Consider the following 15,776-nt stretch of genomic DNA (forward strand, 5'->3'; position numbering starts at 1 on the left):
AATCGGTCGTTCAATATCAATTCTCGAAAACGAAATTCACCTCACCCAAATTACTATATGGATGCATCATTCGCTTCTAGTGCGATAGAGGTCGCTATAGTCGATATCAGCTATTATCAAAGTGGTAATTTATCGGTACATAACCGGGCGTATTCGCGACGATCCGATTCGGTACAGCCCGCTCTGGAGAGCACTATTGAGTAACCCATTGGAATATATAGGTATTAGAATCCTCTTTATAGGGAACGTACCACCGATCAGGTGATGACGGACAGACAGTCCGAAACCGGTGGAATTGGGTTGACCTCACGACGAACGTTCATCGCTGGAACTGGTGCAGCGGGCATCGCGGCGGTGGCTGGTTGCAGTCAGCTGACGGGTGGCGACAGTGAGAATTCGATCGAAGCGTCGGGATCGAACACCGTCCGACCACTGACCGAAGCCGTCGGCGAGGAGTTCGAGAACGAACACGACGACGCAGTCGTCAACGTCCGGGGTCCCGGCACCGGTGCCGGATTCGAGGAGTTTACCCAGGGCGACACCGACATTCAGAACGCGAGCCGGGATATCGCGGCGGACGAGCAGGACCGCGCAGACGACAACGACATTGAGTTCACGCGCTTTGCCGTCGGGCAGGACGGACTCGTCGTCTACCTCAACCCCGACAACGACTTCGTCGACTACCTCACTGTCGACGAACTCGAGGCTATCTACGAGTTCGAGTCCGAGGTCGAGACCTGGAGCGACGTCCGTAGCGACTGGCCCGATGAAGAGATCGACATCTGGGGTCGTGACAGCGACTCCGGGACGTTCGATTACTTCACGGAAGCGCTCACCGGTGAGGCCGGTAACGTCCGAACGGATTACTCCGCACGCGCCGAGACGGCTGCCGTCGTCGACGGCGTCGCGGGCAGCGAGTACGCGATCGGATTCGGTGGCCACAGCTACTATGTAGAGAACCAGGATCGCGTCGACGCTGCCGCGATTCAGGACCGCGGCGAGGACGAGGCCTACGGACCGTCCGACGAGAACATCACCGACGGGAACTACACGCCGCTGACTCGGCCGCTGTTCATCTTCGTCAACAACGAGTCGTTCGAACGCGACGTCGTCTACGACTTCGCACGGTTTTACTTCGACAACGTACAGGAGATTGCACCGAACGCAGGGTTCTTCGGCGCAACGCAAGACGAACTCGACGAGAACCACGACAAACTCGACGAAATCGCTGACTGAGACGAGGATCCAGAATGAGTACGGAAACGAACTCCGAACTGCGCCTCGACGGAGAGAGCGTCGCCGAGGATCACCGACGAAACACGCTCGCTCGCGGCCTGCTGTTCGGCTGCGTCTCGATCACGATCCTCACGACGCTCGCCATTTTCGGCGTCCTGTTGAACGAGGCAACGCAGTTTTTCTTCAACCGGAAACTGACCGGCATCGTCCTCGGACTCCTCACGGGCGCCGATATCGTCCAGCGAGTCGGCTTCATCGAATTCCTCACGGACACCCAGTGGCGACCGAATCACGCCATCGATCCGCGGTACGGGATCCTGCCGCTGCTGACCGGGACGCTGTACGTCACCATCGGCGCCGCGTTCGTCGCGATCCCGATCGGGACGCTGACGGCGATCTACCTCTCAGAGTACGCCAGCCAGGGCGTCCGGAAATATCTCAAGCCGGGGCTCGAGATCCTCGCGGGGATCCCGACGATCGTCTACGGGTTCTTCGCGATTTCGTTCATCACGCCTCACTTCATCCAGCCCCTCGCGGGGCTCTTCGGCTACCGGGCGGGCGTCGCTAACGCCGCAGCCGGCTGTATCGTGGTCGGGATTCTGACGATCCCGATCGTCGCCTCGATCAGCGAAGACGCGATGAACTCAGTACCCGACGAGCTTCGAAACGGCGCGTACGCCCTGGGCGCGACGAAGTATAACGTCTCGACGCAGGTCGTGTTTCCGGCGTCGATCTCCGGCGTCTTCGCGTCGTATATTCTCGCGATCTCTCGAGCCATCGGCGAGACGATGGCGGTCGTCCTCGCAGCCGGGTTCACGCCGCAAATCACGGCGAACCCGTTCGAGGAAATCCAGACGATGACGGCGTTCATGGTCACTCAGTCACAGGGAGAATCGATGCTCGGGACCGTATCGTACCAAAGCCTGTTCGCGGTCGGCCTGCTGTTGTTCGTGGTCACGCTGGTACTGAACCTGATCAACAACCACATGAAGCGCCGATTCAGGGAGGAGTACATCTAATGGCTGCTGATACGAATCGGAACCCACTGGCCGAGAGCGACCTCTCGAGAGAGCATCTGAAAAACCGAGTGTTCCTGACGATCTGCTTCGGTGCCTCGGTCTTCGGGCTGATCACGCTGGCGTTTCTCATCGGCGACATCATCTGGGAGGCAGTCTACGGGATCGTCGAGTACGACATCGACATCGTAAACTTCCTTACGACTCCCGGCTCGACGATCCCCTCACAGGCAGGACTGTTGGCTGCGGTCGTCGGATCGGTCCTGCTGGTGTTCTTTACCGCGGTGTTCGCGTTCGGGATCGGCGTCGGAACGGCGATCTACCTCGTCGAGTTCGCACCCGACAACCGGGTGACCCGCCTGATCGATGCGAATCTCGCGAACCTGGCCGGCGTTCCGTCGGTCGTCTACGGACTGGTAGTCCTCGGACTGCTGGTCAACAACATCGGCCTGGCACGAATCATTCTGGTCGGTGCGGTCGCGCTCGCGTTGCTCGTGATGCCGATCATCATCGTTTCCGCGATGGAAGCGCTCCGTTCGGTTCCGGATAGCGTCCGAAACGGCTCGCAGGCGATCGGCGCGACCAAGTGGCAGACGGTTCGCCGCGTCGTTCTGCCGGCCGCGCTGCCGGGAATTCTGACCGGGACGATTCTGGCGTTGGCCCGTGCAATCGGCGAGACGGCACCGCTGCTCATGGTCGGTGCGCTCGTCGGTGCGCGCCACGTCCCGTGGGGACCGTTCGACCGGATCACCGCGATGACGGTCACGATCTTCGAGTGGGCATTCGAGTTCGACGCACACTTCCACGCCCTCGCGGCGCTCGGAATCGTCGTCCTGCTAATCGTCCTGCTCGGCATGAACGGGATCGCGATCTACCTGCGAAACCGATACGAAACGGAGGTCTAACATGGAAACACGGAACGACGACTCACTGATCACGACCGAGGTACAGACCGAGGAGACGAACCGATCGAGTCGGCCCGACGCAACCGTCCTCGAGGCACAGAATCTCGACGTCTACTACGGCGACGATCGGGCGCTATCCGACGTCTCTATCGAAATTCCCGAACACAAGGTGACCGCGATCATCGGTCCCTCGGGCTGTGGGAAGTCGACGTTCCTGCGCTGCATCAACCGGATGAACGACAGCATCGACGCGGCCCGCATCGAGGGGGACCTCTACTTCCACGAGGCGAACATTTACGACGAGTACGTCGATCCCGTCGCCCTGCGACGCAAGATCGGCCAGGTGTTTCAGAAGCCGAACCCGTTCCCGAAGTCGATCTACGAAAACGTCGCCTACGGGCTGCGCGTGCAGGGGAAAGACGACGAGGTCGATCTCGACGAAGCCGTCGAGCAGGCCCTGCGCAGTGCGGCTCTCTGGGACGAAGTGAAAGACAAACTCGACTCCTCGGGACTGGACCTCTCGGGTGGCCAGCAACAGCGGCTCTGTATCGCTCGTGCGATCGCTCCCGACCCGGAGGTGCTCCTGATGGACGAGCCGACATCGGCGCTCGATCCCGTCGCGGCATCGAAGATCGAGGATCTCATCCACGACCTCGTCGAGGAGTACACGGTCGTCATCGTCACGCACAACATGCAACAGGCCGCGAGAATCTCCGACAAGACCGCCGTCTTCCTCACGGGCGGCGAGCTCGTCGAATTCGAGGACACCGCGAAGATCTTTGAAGACCCCGACGACGACCGCGTCGAGGACTACATCACCGGCAAGTTCGGCTAACCATGGCTCGAAACGAGTACCAGCAGGCGCTCGAGGCCCTCCGCGAGGACGTCCTCGAGATGAGCGCGCTGGTTTGCCAGCGCCTTCGACGGGCGCTCGAAGCCCTCGAAACCAAAGACGACGACCTCGCCGAGGCGATCGTCGCCGGCGACGACGAGATCAACGAGCTGTACCTCGAGCTCGAAGGGCAGTGTATCGATCTGTTCGCCCTCCAGCAGCCCGTCGCGAGTGACCTCCGATTCGTCGCCGCATCGTTCAAGATCGTCACCGACCTCGAGCGCATCGGCGACCTCGCGGTCAATCTCGCCGAGTACGCCCTCCGGGCGGAACGCGACCGCTACGCCGACGTCGACGTCGGGTATATCGGCGAGCGGACCGTCGAGATGGTCGAATCGGCGATGAGTGCCTACGAGACCGACCACGCCGCCGCGACCCGCGAGATCGCCGCGACCGACGATGAAATCGACGAGCTCTGTGCGAACGCCAGCGAAATGGTTGTTCGGAGCCTTCTCGAGGGAGAGACGGCATCGCCCGTCGGAATCGACGAGGACGCGTTGCTCGAGGACGTCCGGCGGATCCTCCTGACGATCCGCGACGTAGAGCGCGTCGGCGACCACGCGGTCAACGTCGCCGCGAGGACGCTGTTCATGGTCGACAACGACGACGAACTGATCTACTGAGAGCGATGAGTCGGGACCCTTTCTCTGACGAACCGCACGAGGCCGTCGAACGAAACGTCCAATTCGCGGGTAACTCGACGTTCGTCGTCTCGCTCCCGAAACGGTGGGCGACGGCACAGGGACTCGAATCGGGTGAGCCGATGTACCTGTATCCACGCGAGGATCGACTGATCGCCGCGGCGAAGCCGGTTTCGTCTCGCGAGCGAGCGACGGTAATCGATGCTGGTGCGGTGACCGACGAACACCTGTTGCGACGCGTTCGAGCCGCGTACACGGGCGGCGCGGACCGGATTACGATCGTCGGGATCGGCGCCGTCGACGAGCGGACGCGACGCTCCCTCGAGGCGTCGATCGGCCACCTGATCGGCATGGAAATCTTCGAAGCCACGGACGAGCGAATTACCGCCGAGACCCTCCTCGACGCGACCGACGTCTCGCTCCCACAGGTGACCGCACAGGCGCGGCGACTCACCCTCGAGATGCACGATAGCGCGATCGATGCCGTCCGTACCGACGACGCGAGGCTCGGAACCCAGGTGATCGAACAGCACGACGACGTCGATCGACTGTTCGCGCTCGTGAGCCGCGGCTTTCACCGCGGACTCGAAGACGTCGCCGAAGTTTCCAACTACGGCACCGATCGCTCGTCCGCGTTTCGCGACTACCGAATCGCTCGCCAACTCGAGCGCGTCGCCGATAACGCGGGCGGAATCGCCGCGGTGGCTGACCGACAGTCCGGTCGACCGGACGGGGCGCTCGCCGACCGCCTCGAGGCGACCGGTGCCGACGTGCGTACCGTCGTCGAACGGGCGCTCGCGGGCGAGGGAGAACGGGCCAGCGAGTCCTGTTCGTCCGCTCGCGAGTCGATCGATCGTCTCGACCGTCGACTGTACGAACGCGGCGATTCCGAGGCGTATCTGTACGGAACGGTGCTCGAACGACTCCGGCGAACCGCAGCGATCGGAATGACTCTCGTCGACGCGACGACCGACTCGGAGAGCGACGACGAGTAGCGTCCTCGAGACGATCTTCGGAGAGACGGACCCGCGCGTCGTCTGCAGGTGTTGCTGTTCGATACGAGATCAACGCCGAGCATATTCTACTCGGCGATTCGTTTTCCTCGAGTGAGGCGAACTGTCCACCCACTGGTTCCGTAGTCGATACCGCCGACGGATCGCTCGTTCGGATATCACTCAGCGAACAGGTGACGTCAATATAGACTGCGCCGTCGTAATCGAATCATCTGACTGTCTCGGGATTATTCGAACGGTATTCGAAAGCTTATACGGAGATAACGGCCGCTTGAGGCCATAAGTGGGGATGAGAAGAATACCGACGTTTCTGGATATATAGGTATGTTCGGATATATAGAAATCATAGCATCGTATTTTTAGTACCCGTCTGATTGTCCACGTGATGGCCGACAAGAAATTCGGATGGCTGGGTGGATCGACGTCGAGACGCGGCTTCCTCGCGACAACCGGGGCCGCCGGAGCGCTCGCGCTCGCCGGGTGTTCGGAGACCAACGGTGGTGACGGCGACAACGCTGGTGAAGTGATTATCACCGGCTCGAGTACCGTCTTCCCCGTCTCCGACGAGATGGCCCAGCGGTTCATGGACGAGAATCCGGATATCAACGTCACGGTCGACTCGACCGGCAGCGGCGGCGGCTTCGAGAATCACTTCTGCCCGGGTGACTCCGACATCAACGGCGCGTCGCGCCCCATCAAGGACGAGGAGGAGTCCAGCTGTCTCGACAACGACGTGACGCCGGTCGAGTTCCAGGTCGCCGGCGACGCCCTGACGATGGCCGTCAGCCCCGACAACGACTGGGTCGACTGCATGTCCTTCGACGAGATGGCCCAGATCTGGGAGGAAGACGGCGCGGAGACGTGGGCCGACGTCAACGACGACTGGCCGGACGAGGAGTTCGAACTGTTCGGTCCCGACACGACCTCCGGCACCTTCGACTGGTTCACCGAGAACGTCGTCGGCGAGGCGGGCAACCACCGCGACGACTACGAGCCGACCGAGGACGACAATCTGATCGTCCAGGGGCTCCAGGACAACCCCCACGCGATCGGCTACTTCGGCTACGCGTACTACCAGGAGAACCAGGACGCGATCAAGGCCCTCGAGGTCAAAGCGTCCGAGGACGACGACTGCGGCGAGCCGAGCCTCGAGGCCGCACAGGCCGGCGAGTACCCGATGGCCCGGCCACTGTTCATCTACGCCAGCGAGGAATCCGTCCAGCGCGAACCGGTCTACAACTTCCTCGAGTTCTACCTCGAAGGCTCGAGCGAGAGCTTCATCGCCGACGAGATCGGTTACGTCCCGGCGAACGAGGACGTCCGCGACGAGAACCTCTCGACGCTCGAGGACCTCGCGTAAGCACCACTACCGCGGTCGTCAGAACGCGACCGGCCACCAGAACGAACACTAATTTATCATACCTATGAGCAAAGAATCGGTAACCGCCTCACTGACGCGGGCACGCACCAGCCGCGACACCAAAGAGCGGCTGTACCGCTGGCTGTTGTTTTCGTGTACGGCGCTGACAGTACTGGTCACGCTGAGTATTCTCGGGACGCTCGCCTACGACACGGTCACGTTCTTCGGCTTCGACGAGGTCGAGGTCCTCTCCTTCCTGACCGGAATGGAGTGGAACTCGAGAACCGACACGTTCGGGATCCTCCCGCTCGTGAGTTCGACGCTGATCGTGACCGCTGTTTCGGCGCTGATCGCGATCCCGATCGGCACCGCCGCCGCAGTCTACCTTTCGGAGTACGCCAGTACCCGAATGCGCTCGATACTGAAGCCGGCGCTCGAGATCCTCGCCGGGATCCCGACGGTCGTTTACGGCTATCTCGCGCTGGTGTATCTCACCCCGTGGCTTCGCGGGGTCGGCGTCCCGATCGGCACGTTCAACCTGTTGAGCGCGTCGATAATGGTCGGTATCCTGATCGTCCCGATGGTCTCGTCGCTCTCCGAAGACGCGATGAGTGCCGTCCCGGACGAACTTCGGCAAGCGGGGTACGGCCTCGGCGCCACGAAGTTCGAAGTTTCGACGAAAGTCGTGATCCCCGCCGCGGTATCGGGGATCTTCTCGTCGTACATTCTGGCCATCTCCCGGGCGATCGGCGAGACGATGATCGTCGTGATGGCCGGGGGGATGCAGGCCCGGCTGCTGAACGTGACCAACCCGTTCGAGAACCTCGCGAACTCCGGCCAAACGATGACCGCGGCGATGGTCCACGCGGTGACGAGCGACGCGACCGGCGCGTCGGCGGAGTTCTACAGCATGTTCGCCATCGGGTTGACGCTGTTCGCGATCACCTTCCTGATGAATCTGTTGAGCAACCGCATCGCGGCGCGATACCGCGAGGAGTACCAGTAACGATGACCGTACACGCAACGAAACGCGCGAGACGAGCGGAGGTGGACAGCTAATGGCGGGACGGACCACGCCGTCGACTACCGGCGATTGGTTCGGTGCCAACGGGCAGATCGGCCGAACGCGGGGCACACTGTTCAAGTGGGCCTGTCTGGGTGCGACGCTACTCGCACTCGGTCTGATGCTCGTGTTCCTGCTGTACGTCGCGAACGACGCGCTTCAGCCGTTGACGGCCGATCCAGCGTGGATGGCCCTGTTCGGATTGGCCGTGATCGCTCCGGCCGTCGCGTTCGCCGCGTACGTCTACCGCACCGCACCGCAGGCCGGACAGGTCGCTTACACGGCACTCGGCATCCCGCTCGTCACGGCGCTCGCGGCGGGCGGCATCTGGATCGTCTACGCTCACATCATCACGCCCCACGAGTGGCTCGCGCTGGTGCTTTCGTTACTAGTCGCGGCCGCCGTCGTCGAAGGCCACGGTCGGCTCCGGCCCGACGCCGTTCTCGAGCGACTGGCCGTCGTCGTGGTGGTGCCGTTGCTCGCCGTAGTCGGAATCCCCGGGATCAGCGTCGACTATCCGATTCGGACGCCCCTCCTCGGGCAGGAGCTGTTCCACGTCGCCGTCTCGATACCGGAACTGGCGCCGAGCGTTCGAGGGCTGATACTGTCGTTACCGGTCCTCCCGACGCCGGGACTCATCCTGCTCGGCACGTTCGCGGTCCCGATCGCGGCCGCGATCGGGTGGCACATTCGTCGCGTTCGCGAGAGCGACCGAGACGGTGCGGTCGCGTTCGGCGCAACGGTCGGTCTCTCCGTGCTTGGCCTCGCTCTCGCGCCGGCGGTGGGGGTAACGCCGATGACGTGGCTCGTCTTCGTTCCCGTCGTCGTCGGTGCCTCAGGGCTGTACGCCGAACACGTCTTCCGGCACGGTGACGGGACGATCGGACTCGCGTTCCCCGTCGTCGTCGCGGCCGGATTCGCCCTCCTGTGGACACTTGCGGGAACGCTCGGCGTCGCCGGGCCGGATGCCTGGCTCAATTGGTCGTTTCTCACGAGCCCACACAACACCGACCCGACCGAGGCCGGAATATATCCCGCCCTCGTCGGTAGTATCCTCATTCTGGTCGTGATCATCGTCTCGGCGTTTCCGATCGGCGTCAGTGCGGCGATCTACCTCGAGGAATACGCGCCGACACAGGGGCGCATGAGCAAGGTAGTCGAGCTCATCGAGATCAACATCGCGAACCTCGCCGGCGTCCCGTCGGTCGTCTACGGCGTCCTCGGACTCGCGATCTTTATCAGGACGATCGGCATGGGAAGCGGGACGGCCCTCGTCGGCGGCTTCACCATCGGACTGTTGATTCTCCCGATCGTGATCATCTCAGCTCAGGAGGCGATCCGTGCGGTCCCGGACTCCCGGCGAAACGCCGCCTACGGCATGGGTGCGACGAAATGGCAGACCGTTCGAAGCGTCGTTCTCCCGGAAGCGGTTCCCGGAATCCTCACCGGAACGATTCTCGCGCTGGGCCGTGCGATCGGTGAGACGGCACCCTTGCTGATGATCGGTGTCGCGGCCGTCGTTCGAACCTCTCCGAACTCCTTTACGAGTCGAACCGGGGCGATGTCGCGACAGATCTACACCTGGTCGACGCAGATCGGAGTCGACTTCCGGTACGGCGTGCTCGCGGCGGGCGTCGTCACGTTGCTCGCCGTACTCCTGACGATGAACGCGACCGCGATCGTCCTCAGAAATCGCTATCAGCGAACCCAGAACCGATAACGATGACCCGAAACGATCCATCCACGCCCGACGATCCGACGACAGGAGAGGCCGCGACCGAGACGGCCGGTATCGACATCGCCACGCGAGACGACGCGGTCTCGAGCGGCGAGGCGTCACCGGGACCGAGCGGCGAAACATCACCGAGACCGAGCAACGAAACGACACCGGAGTCGGCCGCAGGACCCGGTGGCTCGAGGGTGACGGACCCGATCGTCGAGGCGACGGATCTCGACGTCTACTACGGCGACGACCGCGCGTTGCAGGGCGTCGACTTGGCGATTCCCGAGCGCAGCGTGACCGCGCTGATCGGTCCCTCCGGCTGCGGGAAGTCGACGTTTCTGCGCTGTATCAACCGGATGAACGACCGGATCGACAGCTGCCGTATCGACGGCGAGATCAGTTTCGACGGCAAGAACGTCTACGACGAGGACGTCGATCCCGTCGCCCTGCGCCGCAAGATCGGGATGGTGTTCCAACAGCCCAATCCGTTCCCGAAGTCGGTGTACGATAACGTCGCCTTCGGTCTCGAGGTCCAGGGGATCGACGACGACGTCGACGAACGAGTTCACACCGCTCTCGAGCGAGCAGCCTTGCTCGAGGAGGTCGAAGACCAACTGGACTCGAGCGGCCTCGACCTCTCGGGCGGCCAGCAACAGCGGCTCTGTATCGCCCGAGCGATCGCCACCGACCCCGACGTGATCTTGATGGACGAACCCGCGTCGGCGCTCGACCCCGTCGCGACCTCGAAGGTCGAGGATTTGATCGCCGACCTGGCCCGCGATTACACCGTCGTCATCGTCACCCACAACATGCAGCAGGCGGCCCGAATCTCCGACAGAACGGCCGTCTTCCTCACCGGCGGGAAACTCGTCGAGTACGACGACACCGCGAAAATCTTCGAGAACCCCGATCACGACCGCGTCGAGGACTACATCACCGGCAAATTCGGATAACGAACTCACAACAGCCATGTCACGAAACGAGTACCAGCGACAGCTTGTGGAACTGCGCGAGGCCGTCCTCGAGATGAGCGACCTCGTCTGTCGGCGGCTTCGGCAGGCGCTCGAGGCCCTCGAGACGAAAGACGACGCGCTGGCCGAGGAGATCATCGCGGGCGACCACGAGGTCAACGAACTGTACCTCGACATCGAACAGCAGTGCATCGAACTGTTCGCGCTCCAGCAACCCGTCGCCGGCGACCTGCGGTTCGTCGCCGCGTCGTTCAAGATCATCACCGATCTCGAGCGGATCGGCGATCTGGCGGTCAATCTCGGGGAGTACACCCACCAGGCCGAACGGGAGCGCTACTCCGAAATCGACATCGGCTACATCGGCACCCAGACCATCGAGATGGTCGAAACGGCAATGGAGGCGTACGCGGACGACGACGCTGCGACGCCACACGACATCGCGGCGATGGACGACGAGATCGACGCGCTCTGCGAGGGAGCGAGCGAAGCCGTCGTCCGGGACCTCCTCGAGTTCGAGACGACGACCGCCGCCGAACTCGGCAACGACGCGCTCCTGGAGGACGTCTCGCGGATGTTGCTGACGGTCCGCGATCTCGAACGCGTCGGCGACCACGCGGTCAACATCGCCGCACGAACGCTGTACATGGTTGAAAACGACGACGAGCTGATCTACTGAATCCGATGAGCCGGCACTCCGTCTCCGACGACTCGTTCGAGCCCGTCGAGCGAAAGGTCCAGCTGACCGGCAACTCCACGTTCGTCGTCTCGCTTCCGAAGGAGTGGGCGCTCGAGCAGGGTCTCGAGTCCGGCGTGTCGATGTACCTCTATCCCCACGACGACCGGGTTATCGCAGCTCCGGAACACGTCTCGAGGCGGGATCGATCGGTAACGATCGACGCGGCGGCCGGCGACGGACGAACGCTGTTGCAACGGGTTCGGGCGGCGTACGCGACGGGTTACGACCGAATCACCGTCACGGGAGTGGACGACCTCGAGACCGACACGCGGCGGGAGCTCGAACGAGCCGTCGGCCGGCTCATCGGCATCGAAATCCAGGAGACGACCGACGACCGCCTCACCGTCGCGAACCTGCTCGACACCGGTCAGGTCTCGCTCCCACAGACGGTCGCCCAGGCGCGCCAGCTCGCGCTCGAACTGTACGACGACGCGCTCGAGGCGCTCCTGCGTGACGACGACGAGCTCGCGCGGCGAGTCCGGAGCCGGGACGACGACGTCGACCGGCTGTTCGCGTTCGTGAGTCGGGGCTTTCACCGCGGGCTCGAGGACGTCCGGGACATCGGCCGACTGGGGAGCGATCGAACGGTCGCCTTCCGCGAGTACCGGACGGCGCGCCAGCTCGAGCGATTCGCCGATCACGCGGGCCGAATCGCCGCCGTCGCGCTGGACCAGCCCGGGCCGCCCGACGAGGCGCTTCGGGACGGAATCGACTCCGTCACGTCCGATATCCGCCGGCTCGTCGAATCCGCGCTCGCGGGCGAGATCGAGGCTGCGAGCGACATCTACGCCGCCGTAACCGACGAACTCGAGGAGCTCACCCAGCGAGTATACGATCGCTGTGGAACCGGCGCGTGTCTGTACAGTCCACTTCTCGCGAGCTTCCGGCAGCTGGCCGAGATCGGCGTCACGACCGCCGAAATCGGGATCGAAACGGGACTCGAGTCGTGACGTATCGGCATGGCGAGGGGAAATCGGTACGCAGTTCTCTATAGCGCTACTGAGTCAACATATAAACGGTTTATCTCCCATTTCGTGATCGTACTAGCGAGAACACGTGACGGTCACCAGCCCGCCGTCGGAAACGCAGGTATCGTTCGATCACCGCCGGATCAATCTCGAGGCGCACGACAGCGTCTACGTCGTCGGTGACGTCCACGGCTGTCTCGACGCGCTCGAAACGCTTCTTTCGACGCTCGATCTCGGCGAGAACGATCTTGTAATTTTCGTCGGCGATCTGGTTCGGAAAGGACCGGAGAGCGAGGCGGTCGTCGAACGGATCCGAGCGTCGCCACAGCTGATATCGGTCCGCGGTAACAACGAGCAGAAACTTATCGACGGAACCGCGACACTAGAAGAATTCGGTCCGTCCGTGCAGGCCTATATCGAATCGCTTCCGATCGCGATCTCTTGGGACGGCGGGCTCGTCGTTCACGGCGGCCTCGAACCGAGTCGACCGCTCACGGCTCACTCGAGCGAGGAGCTCCTTACGATGCGAGCCCCCAATGGCGACGGTTACGACGGACCGTTCTGGTTCGACGAGTACGACGGCGATCCGCGGGTGTTCTTCGGTCACACGGTCCTCGAACAGCCGCTGGACGGCGAATGGGCGGTGGGTCTCGATACGGGCTGTGTCTACGGCGGAAGGCTGACGGCGTACGACGTTCGACGCGAGGCGTTCGTGAGCGTGCCGGCGGACGAACACCTACACCGAGACGAGGAGAAAATCGTCGCTACCGGGGAGCGTTGATCGAGAGAACGATGTCCGATAACGAGTCAGACGAGAGGTCCGAAGACGGCAGTGAAGGGGAATCGTGTCCGCAAACCGAGGATTACGACGGTTCCGGCGACGACGAACTCACGTTTCGGCACTCCGAAGAGTCGGCCGAGACGGTACTCGGTGCGCGTACCGAAACAGACGAGCAGGCCGAACTGCTGATCGGCGTCCGGGAGGAAGCTGCCGACATCGATCTCGCGGCTTCGGAGTACTACCTCAACCGGGAACTCAGCGAACTCGCGTTCCAGCGGCGCGTTCTTCACGAGGCGCTCGATCCGGAACGGCCGTTGTTAGAGCGGGTGAAGTTTCTCGCAATCGTCACGACCAACCTCGACGAGTTCTTCCGCAAGCGAATCGGTGGACTGAAACAGCAGATTGCAGCGGGAGTTTCCGAGAAAACACCGGACGGCCGTACACCGATTGACCAATGGACGGCGGCCCTCGAGGAGTCGCGGCGGATCCTCGAGCGACAAAGTCGGTGTTACCGCGAGGAGATCCGTCCTGCACTGAACGACGCCGGAATCGAGATCGTCGAGACCACATCGCTGACGGCCTCCGAACGAATCGAACTGCGTGCGTACTTCGAGCGATCGATTCTGCCGACGCTGACGCCGTTGACGTTCGATCCGGCCCACTCGTTCCCGTTTATCTCGAACCAGAGCCTCTCACTCGCCGTCTTGACTCGAGAGCAGCCGGATGCCGACTGCACCTTCTCCAGAGTAAAGATCCCACGGAACCAGGTCCGGTTCGTCCGACTGGAGGGAGAGTCTCGGTACGTTCCGCTGGAGGAGATCGTCCGGTCGAACCTCGATCTCCTCTTTCCGGACGTCGAAATCGTTGACTCTGCACTGTTTCGCGTCACTCGTAACGCCGAAGTTCGACGCAACGAGGAGGTCGCCGAGGACCTGATCGAGATGGTCGAGGAGGTCCTCGAGGAACGGCGATTCGCGACCGCGGTTCGACTCGAGATCGAGCGCGACGCACCCGAGCAGATCCTCGATATCGTCACGCGAGAGCTCGATCTCGACGACCGAGAGTTGCTCGAACTCGACGGCCCCCTCGACTACCGAGACGTCACGGAACTCGTGGATCTGGATCGGAGCGATCTGAAGCTTCCCGACTGGACTCCACAGGCCCATCCGCGGTTCGATAACTGTAGCGACGAGACGAGCGTCTTCGACGTGATTCGCGACCGCGACGTCCTCGTCCACCACCCCTATCACGCGTTCGAGGGTACCGTCCAACGGTTTCTCGAGGCGGCGGCGGACGATCCCGACGTACTAGCGATCAAAGCCGTGATCTACCGGACCGCGAGCGACTCACAGATCATCGAGAGCCTTCTCGAGGCCGCCCGAAACGGTAAACAGGTCGCCGTTATGGTTGAGCTCAAAGCTCGATTCGACGAGAAGAACAATCTCGAGTGGGCGAAGAAACTCGAGGAGGAAGGTATCCACGTCGCCTACGGTACGATCGGCTACAAAACGCACGCGAAGACGTCGCTCGTCGTGAGGCGGGAAGACGACGGCGTTCGACTCTACTCCCACATCGGGACCGGTAACTACCACTCAGAGACGGCGAAGCGCTACGAGGATCTCGGACTGTTGACGGCCGACCGAGACATCGGTCAGGACCTCGTCAAGCTTTTCAACTACTTTACCGGCCACTCGATGCACAGCGAGTATCGGACGCTGCTCATCGCCCCCGGGAACATGCGCGACCGGTTTACCGGACTACTCCGGGACGCAACCCAGCACGCGTTCGAGGGGGCCGACGTTCGTCTCGTCGCCAAAATGAACCGCCTTGAGGACCCCGCGCTCGTCCGAGCGCTCTACCGTGCCTCGATCGCCGGCGTCGATATCGACCTGATCGTCCGGGACGTCTGTCGGCTCCGTCCCGGCCTTGAGGACGTCAGCGAGACGATCGACGTTTACAGTATCGTCGGTCGGTTCCTCGAGCACTCCCGGCTGTTCTACTTTCAGGTAGGCGACGACGAACGCTACTATATCGGCTCGGCCGATTGGATGACGCGCAACCTCGACAGCCGCGTCGAAACCGTGGCGCCGATCGAGGAGCCGCGCCTGCAGAACAGGCTTCAGTCGATACTCGAGACGCTGCTGTCGGACACCCAAAATCGGTGGGAGATGCAGTCTGATGGCACATACGAACGGTGTCGGCCGTCCGACAGCGAGAATATAACGGACGCTCACGAGACGTTCATGCGAAGAGCGCGGGACGCAGTTCGTTGATCCCCCTTGTAATCCCATAGCCAGGGTATCGCACTCTATGCGGCCGGTTCCGGGGACTAGAGACGGTGTTCGCAGACGATCAAAGTACGGTGTGCTACACCCGGCTCGGGAACGCTCCGTATCGCTCCTAGAAATGCCCTTATAGCGACACGTGATCGAGACGAATGCGTGGCGTCTCACCGGACGAGCGAGTCGGTG

General features: G+C 62.5%; 14 protein-coding genes. All 14 read left to right on the forward strand.

The window, feature by feature from the left end:
• Positions 1-264: 264 nt before the first annotated feature.
• The 14 genes from ACSFC5_RS00400 (at position 265) to ppk1 (ending at position 15,578) form a co-directional block, all read left to right on the forward strand.
• Positions 265-1,236, forward strand: coding sequence for a PstS family phosphate ABC transporter substrate-binding protein (locus ACSFC5_RS00400; protein ID WP_440763303.1), 972 nt, complete (start codon positions 265-267; stop codon positions 1,234-1,236).
• A 14-nt stretch (positions 1,237-1,250) separates the two neighbouring features.
• Positions 1,251-2,255: a phosphate ABC transporter permease subunit PstC gene (gene pstC, locus ACSFC5_RS00405; protein WP_440763304.1), complete on the forward strand. Its 1,005-nt coding sequence runs from the start codon at positions 1,251-1,253 to the stop codon at positions 2,253-2,255.
• The gene (pstA, locus tag ACSFC5_RS00410; RefSeq protein ID WP_440763305.1) at positions 2,255-3,157 is read left to right on the forward strand and encodes a phosphate ABC transporter permease PstA; all 903 of its coding nucleotides are present in this window, start codon (positions 2,255-2,257) and stop codon (positions 3,155-3,157) included. The genes pstC (ACSFC5_RS00405) and pstA (ACSFC5_RS00410) overlap by 1 nt, the downstream gene beginning before the upstream one ends.
• 1 nt (position 3,158) lies before the next feature.
• Complete coding sequence (gene pstB, locus ACSFC5_RS00415) at positions 3,159-3,992, forward strand: phosphate ABC transporter ATP-binding protein PstB (protein WP_440763306.1); 834 nt, start codon at positions 3,159-3,161, stop codon at positions 3,990-3,992.
• Positions 3,993-3,994: 2 nt separating this feature from the next.
• Entirely contained in the window at positions 3,995-4,672 is a 678-nt protein-coding gene (gene phoU, locus ACSFC5_RS00420; RefSeq protein WP_440763307.1) for a phosphate signaling complex protein PhoU, read from the forward strand.
• A gap of 5 nt (positions 4,673-4,677) precedes the next feature.
• Positions 4,678-5,685, forward strand: a complete 1,008-nt coding sequence (locus ACSFC5_RS00425; RefSeq protein ID WP_440763308.1) for a PhoU domain-containing protein — start codon at positions 4,678-4,680, stop codon at positions 5,683-5,685.
• A gap of 403 nt (positions 5,686-6,088) precedes the next feature.
• Entirely contained in the window at positions 6,089-7,063 is a 975-nt protein-coding gene (locus ACSFC5_RS00430; RefSeq protein ID WP_440763309.1) for a PstS family phosphate ABC transporter substrate-binding protein, read from the forward strand.
• 64 nt (positions 7,064-7,127) lie between these two features.
• Entirely contained in the window at positions 7,128-8,069 is a 942-nt protein-coding gene (pstC, locus tag ACSFC5_RS00435) for a phosphate ABC transporter permease subunit PstC (RefSeq protein WP_440763310.1), read from the forward strand.
• Positions 8,070-8,121: 52 nt separating this feature from the next.
• Positions 8,122-9,846 (forward strand): phosphate ABC transporter permease PstA, encoded by a 1,725-nt coding sequence (gene pstA, locus ACSFC5_RS00440; RefSeq protein WP_440763311.1) that lies wholly within the window; start codon positions 8,122-8,124, stop codon positions 9,844-9,846.
• Positions 9,847-9,848: 2 nt separating this feature from the next.
• Positions 9,849-10,802: a phosphate ABC transporter ATP-binding protein PstB gene (pstB, locus tag ACSFC5_RS00445; RefSeq protein ID WP_440763312.1), complete on the forward strand. Its 954-nt coding sequence runs from the start codon at positions 9,849-9,851 to the stop codon at positions 10,800-10,802.
• A gap of 16 nt (positions 10,803-10,818) precedes the next feature.
• Positions 10,819-11,496, forward strand: a complete 678-nt coding sequence (gene phoU, locus ACSFC5_RS00450; protein ID WP_440763313.1) for a phosphate signaling complex protein PhoU — start codon at positions 10,819-10,821, stop codon at positions 11,494-11,496.
• 5 nt (positions 11,497-11,501) lie between these two features.
• Positions 11,502-12,506 (forward strand): PhoU domain-containing protein, encoded by a 1,005-nt coding sequence (locus ACSFC5_RS00455; RefSeq protein ID WP_440763314.1) that lies wholly within the window; start codon positions 11,502-11,504, stop codon positions 12,504-12,506.
• Between the two features lie 106 nt (positions 12,507-12,612).
• Complete coding sequence (locus tag ACSFC5_RS00460; protein ID WP_440763315.1) at positions 12,613-13,305, forward strand: metallophosphoesterase family protein; 693 nt, start codon at positions 12,613-12,615, stop codon at positions 13,303-13,305.
• Positions 13,306-13,316: 11 nt separating this feature from the next.
• Positions 13,317-15,578, forward strand: a complete 2,262-nt coding sequence (gene ppk1 / locus ACSFC5_RS00465; RefSeq protein WP_440763316.1) for a polyphosphate kinase 1 — start codon at positions 13,317-13,319, stop codon at positions 15,576-15,578.
• The last annotated feature ends 198 nt before the right edge of the window (positions 15,579-15,776 follow it).

It is taken from the genome of Natronorubrum marinum (assembly GCF_052040125.1).
In the GTDB taxonomy this organism is placed as follows: domain Archaea; phylum Halobacteriota; class Halobacteria; order Halobacteriales; family Natrialbaceae; genus Natronorubrum.

Bases quoted from the DNA above. Each gene is read 5' to 3' on its own strand.
- ACSFC5_RS00400 (WP_440763303.1), top strand. From the start codon at position 265: ATGACGGACAGACAGTCCGAAACCGGTGGAATTGGGTTGACCTCACGA.
- pstC (WP_440763304.1), top strand. From the start codon at position 1,251: ATGAGTACGGAAACGAACTCCGAACTGCGCCTCGACGGAGAGAGCGTC.
- pstA (WP_440763305.1), top strand. From the start codon at position 2,255: ATGGCTGCTGATACGAATCGGAACCCACTGGCCGAGAGCGACCTCTCG.
- pstB (WP_440763306.1), top strand. From the start codon at position 3,159: ATGGAAACACGGAACGACGACTCACTGATCACGACCGAGGTACAGACC.
- phoU (WP_440763307.1), top strand. From the start codon at position 3,995: ATGGCTCGAAACGAGTACCAGCAGGCGCTCGAGGCCCTCCGCGAGGAC.
- ACSFC5_RS00425 (WP_440763308.1), top strand. From the start codon at position 4,678: ATGAGTCGGGACCCTTTCTCTGACGAACCGCACGAGGCCGTCGAACGA.
- ACSFC5_RS00430 (WP_440763309.1), top strand. From the start codon at position 6,089: ATGGCCGACAAGAAATTCGGATGGCTGGGTGGATCGACGTCGAGACGC.
- pstC (WP_440763310.1), top strand. From the start codon at position 7,128: ATGAGCAAAGAATCGGTAACCGCCTCACTGACGCGGGCACGCACCAGC.
- pstA (WP_440763311.1), top strand. From the start codon at position 8,122: ATGGCGGGACGGACCACGCCGTCGACTACCGGCGATTGGTTCGGTGCC.
- pstB (WP_440763312.1), top strand. From the start codon at position 9,849: ATGACCCGAAACGATCCATCCACGCCCGACGATCCGACGACAGGAGAG.
- phoU (WP_440763313.1), top strand. From the start codon at position 10,819: ATGTCACGAAACGAGTACCAGCGACAGCTTGTGGAACTGCGCGAGGCC.
- ACSFC5_RS00455 (WP_440763314.1), top strand. From the start codon at position 11,502: ATGAGCCGGCACTCCGTCTCCGACGACTCGTTCGAGCCCGTCGAGCGA.
- ppk1 (WP_440763316.1), top strand. From the start codon at position 13,317: ATGTCCGATAACGAGTCAGACGAGAGGTCCGAAGACGGCAGTGAAGGG.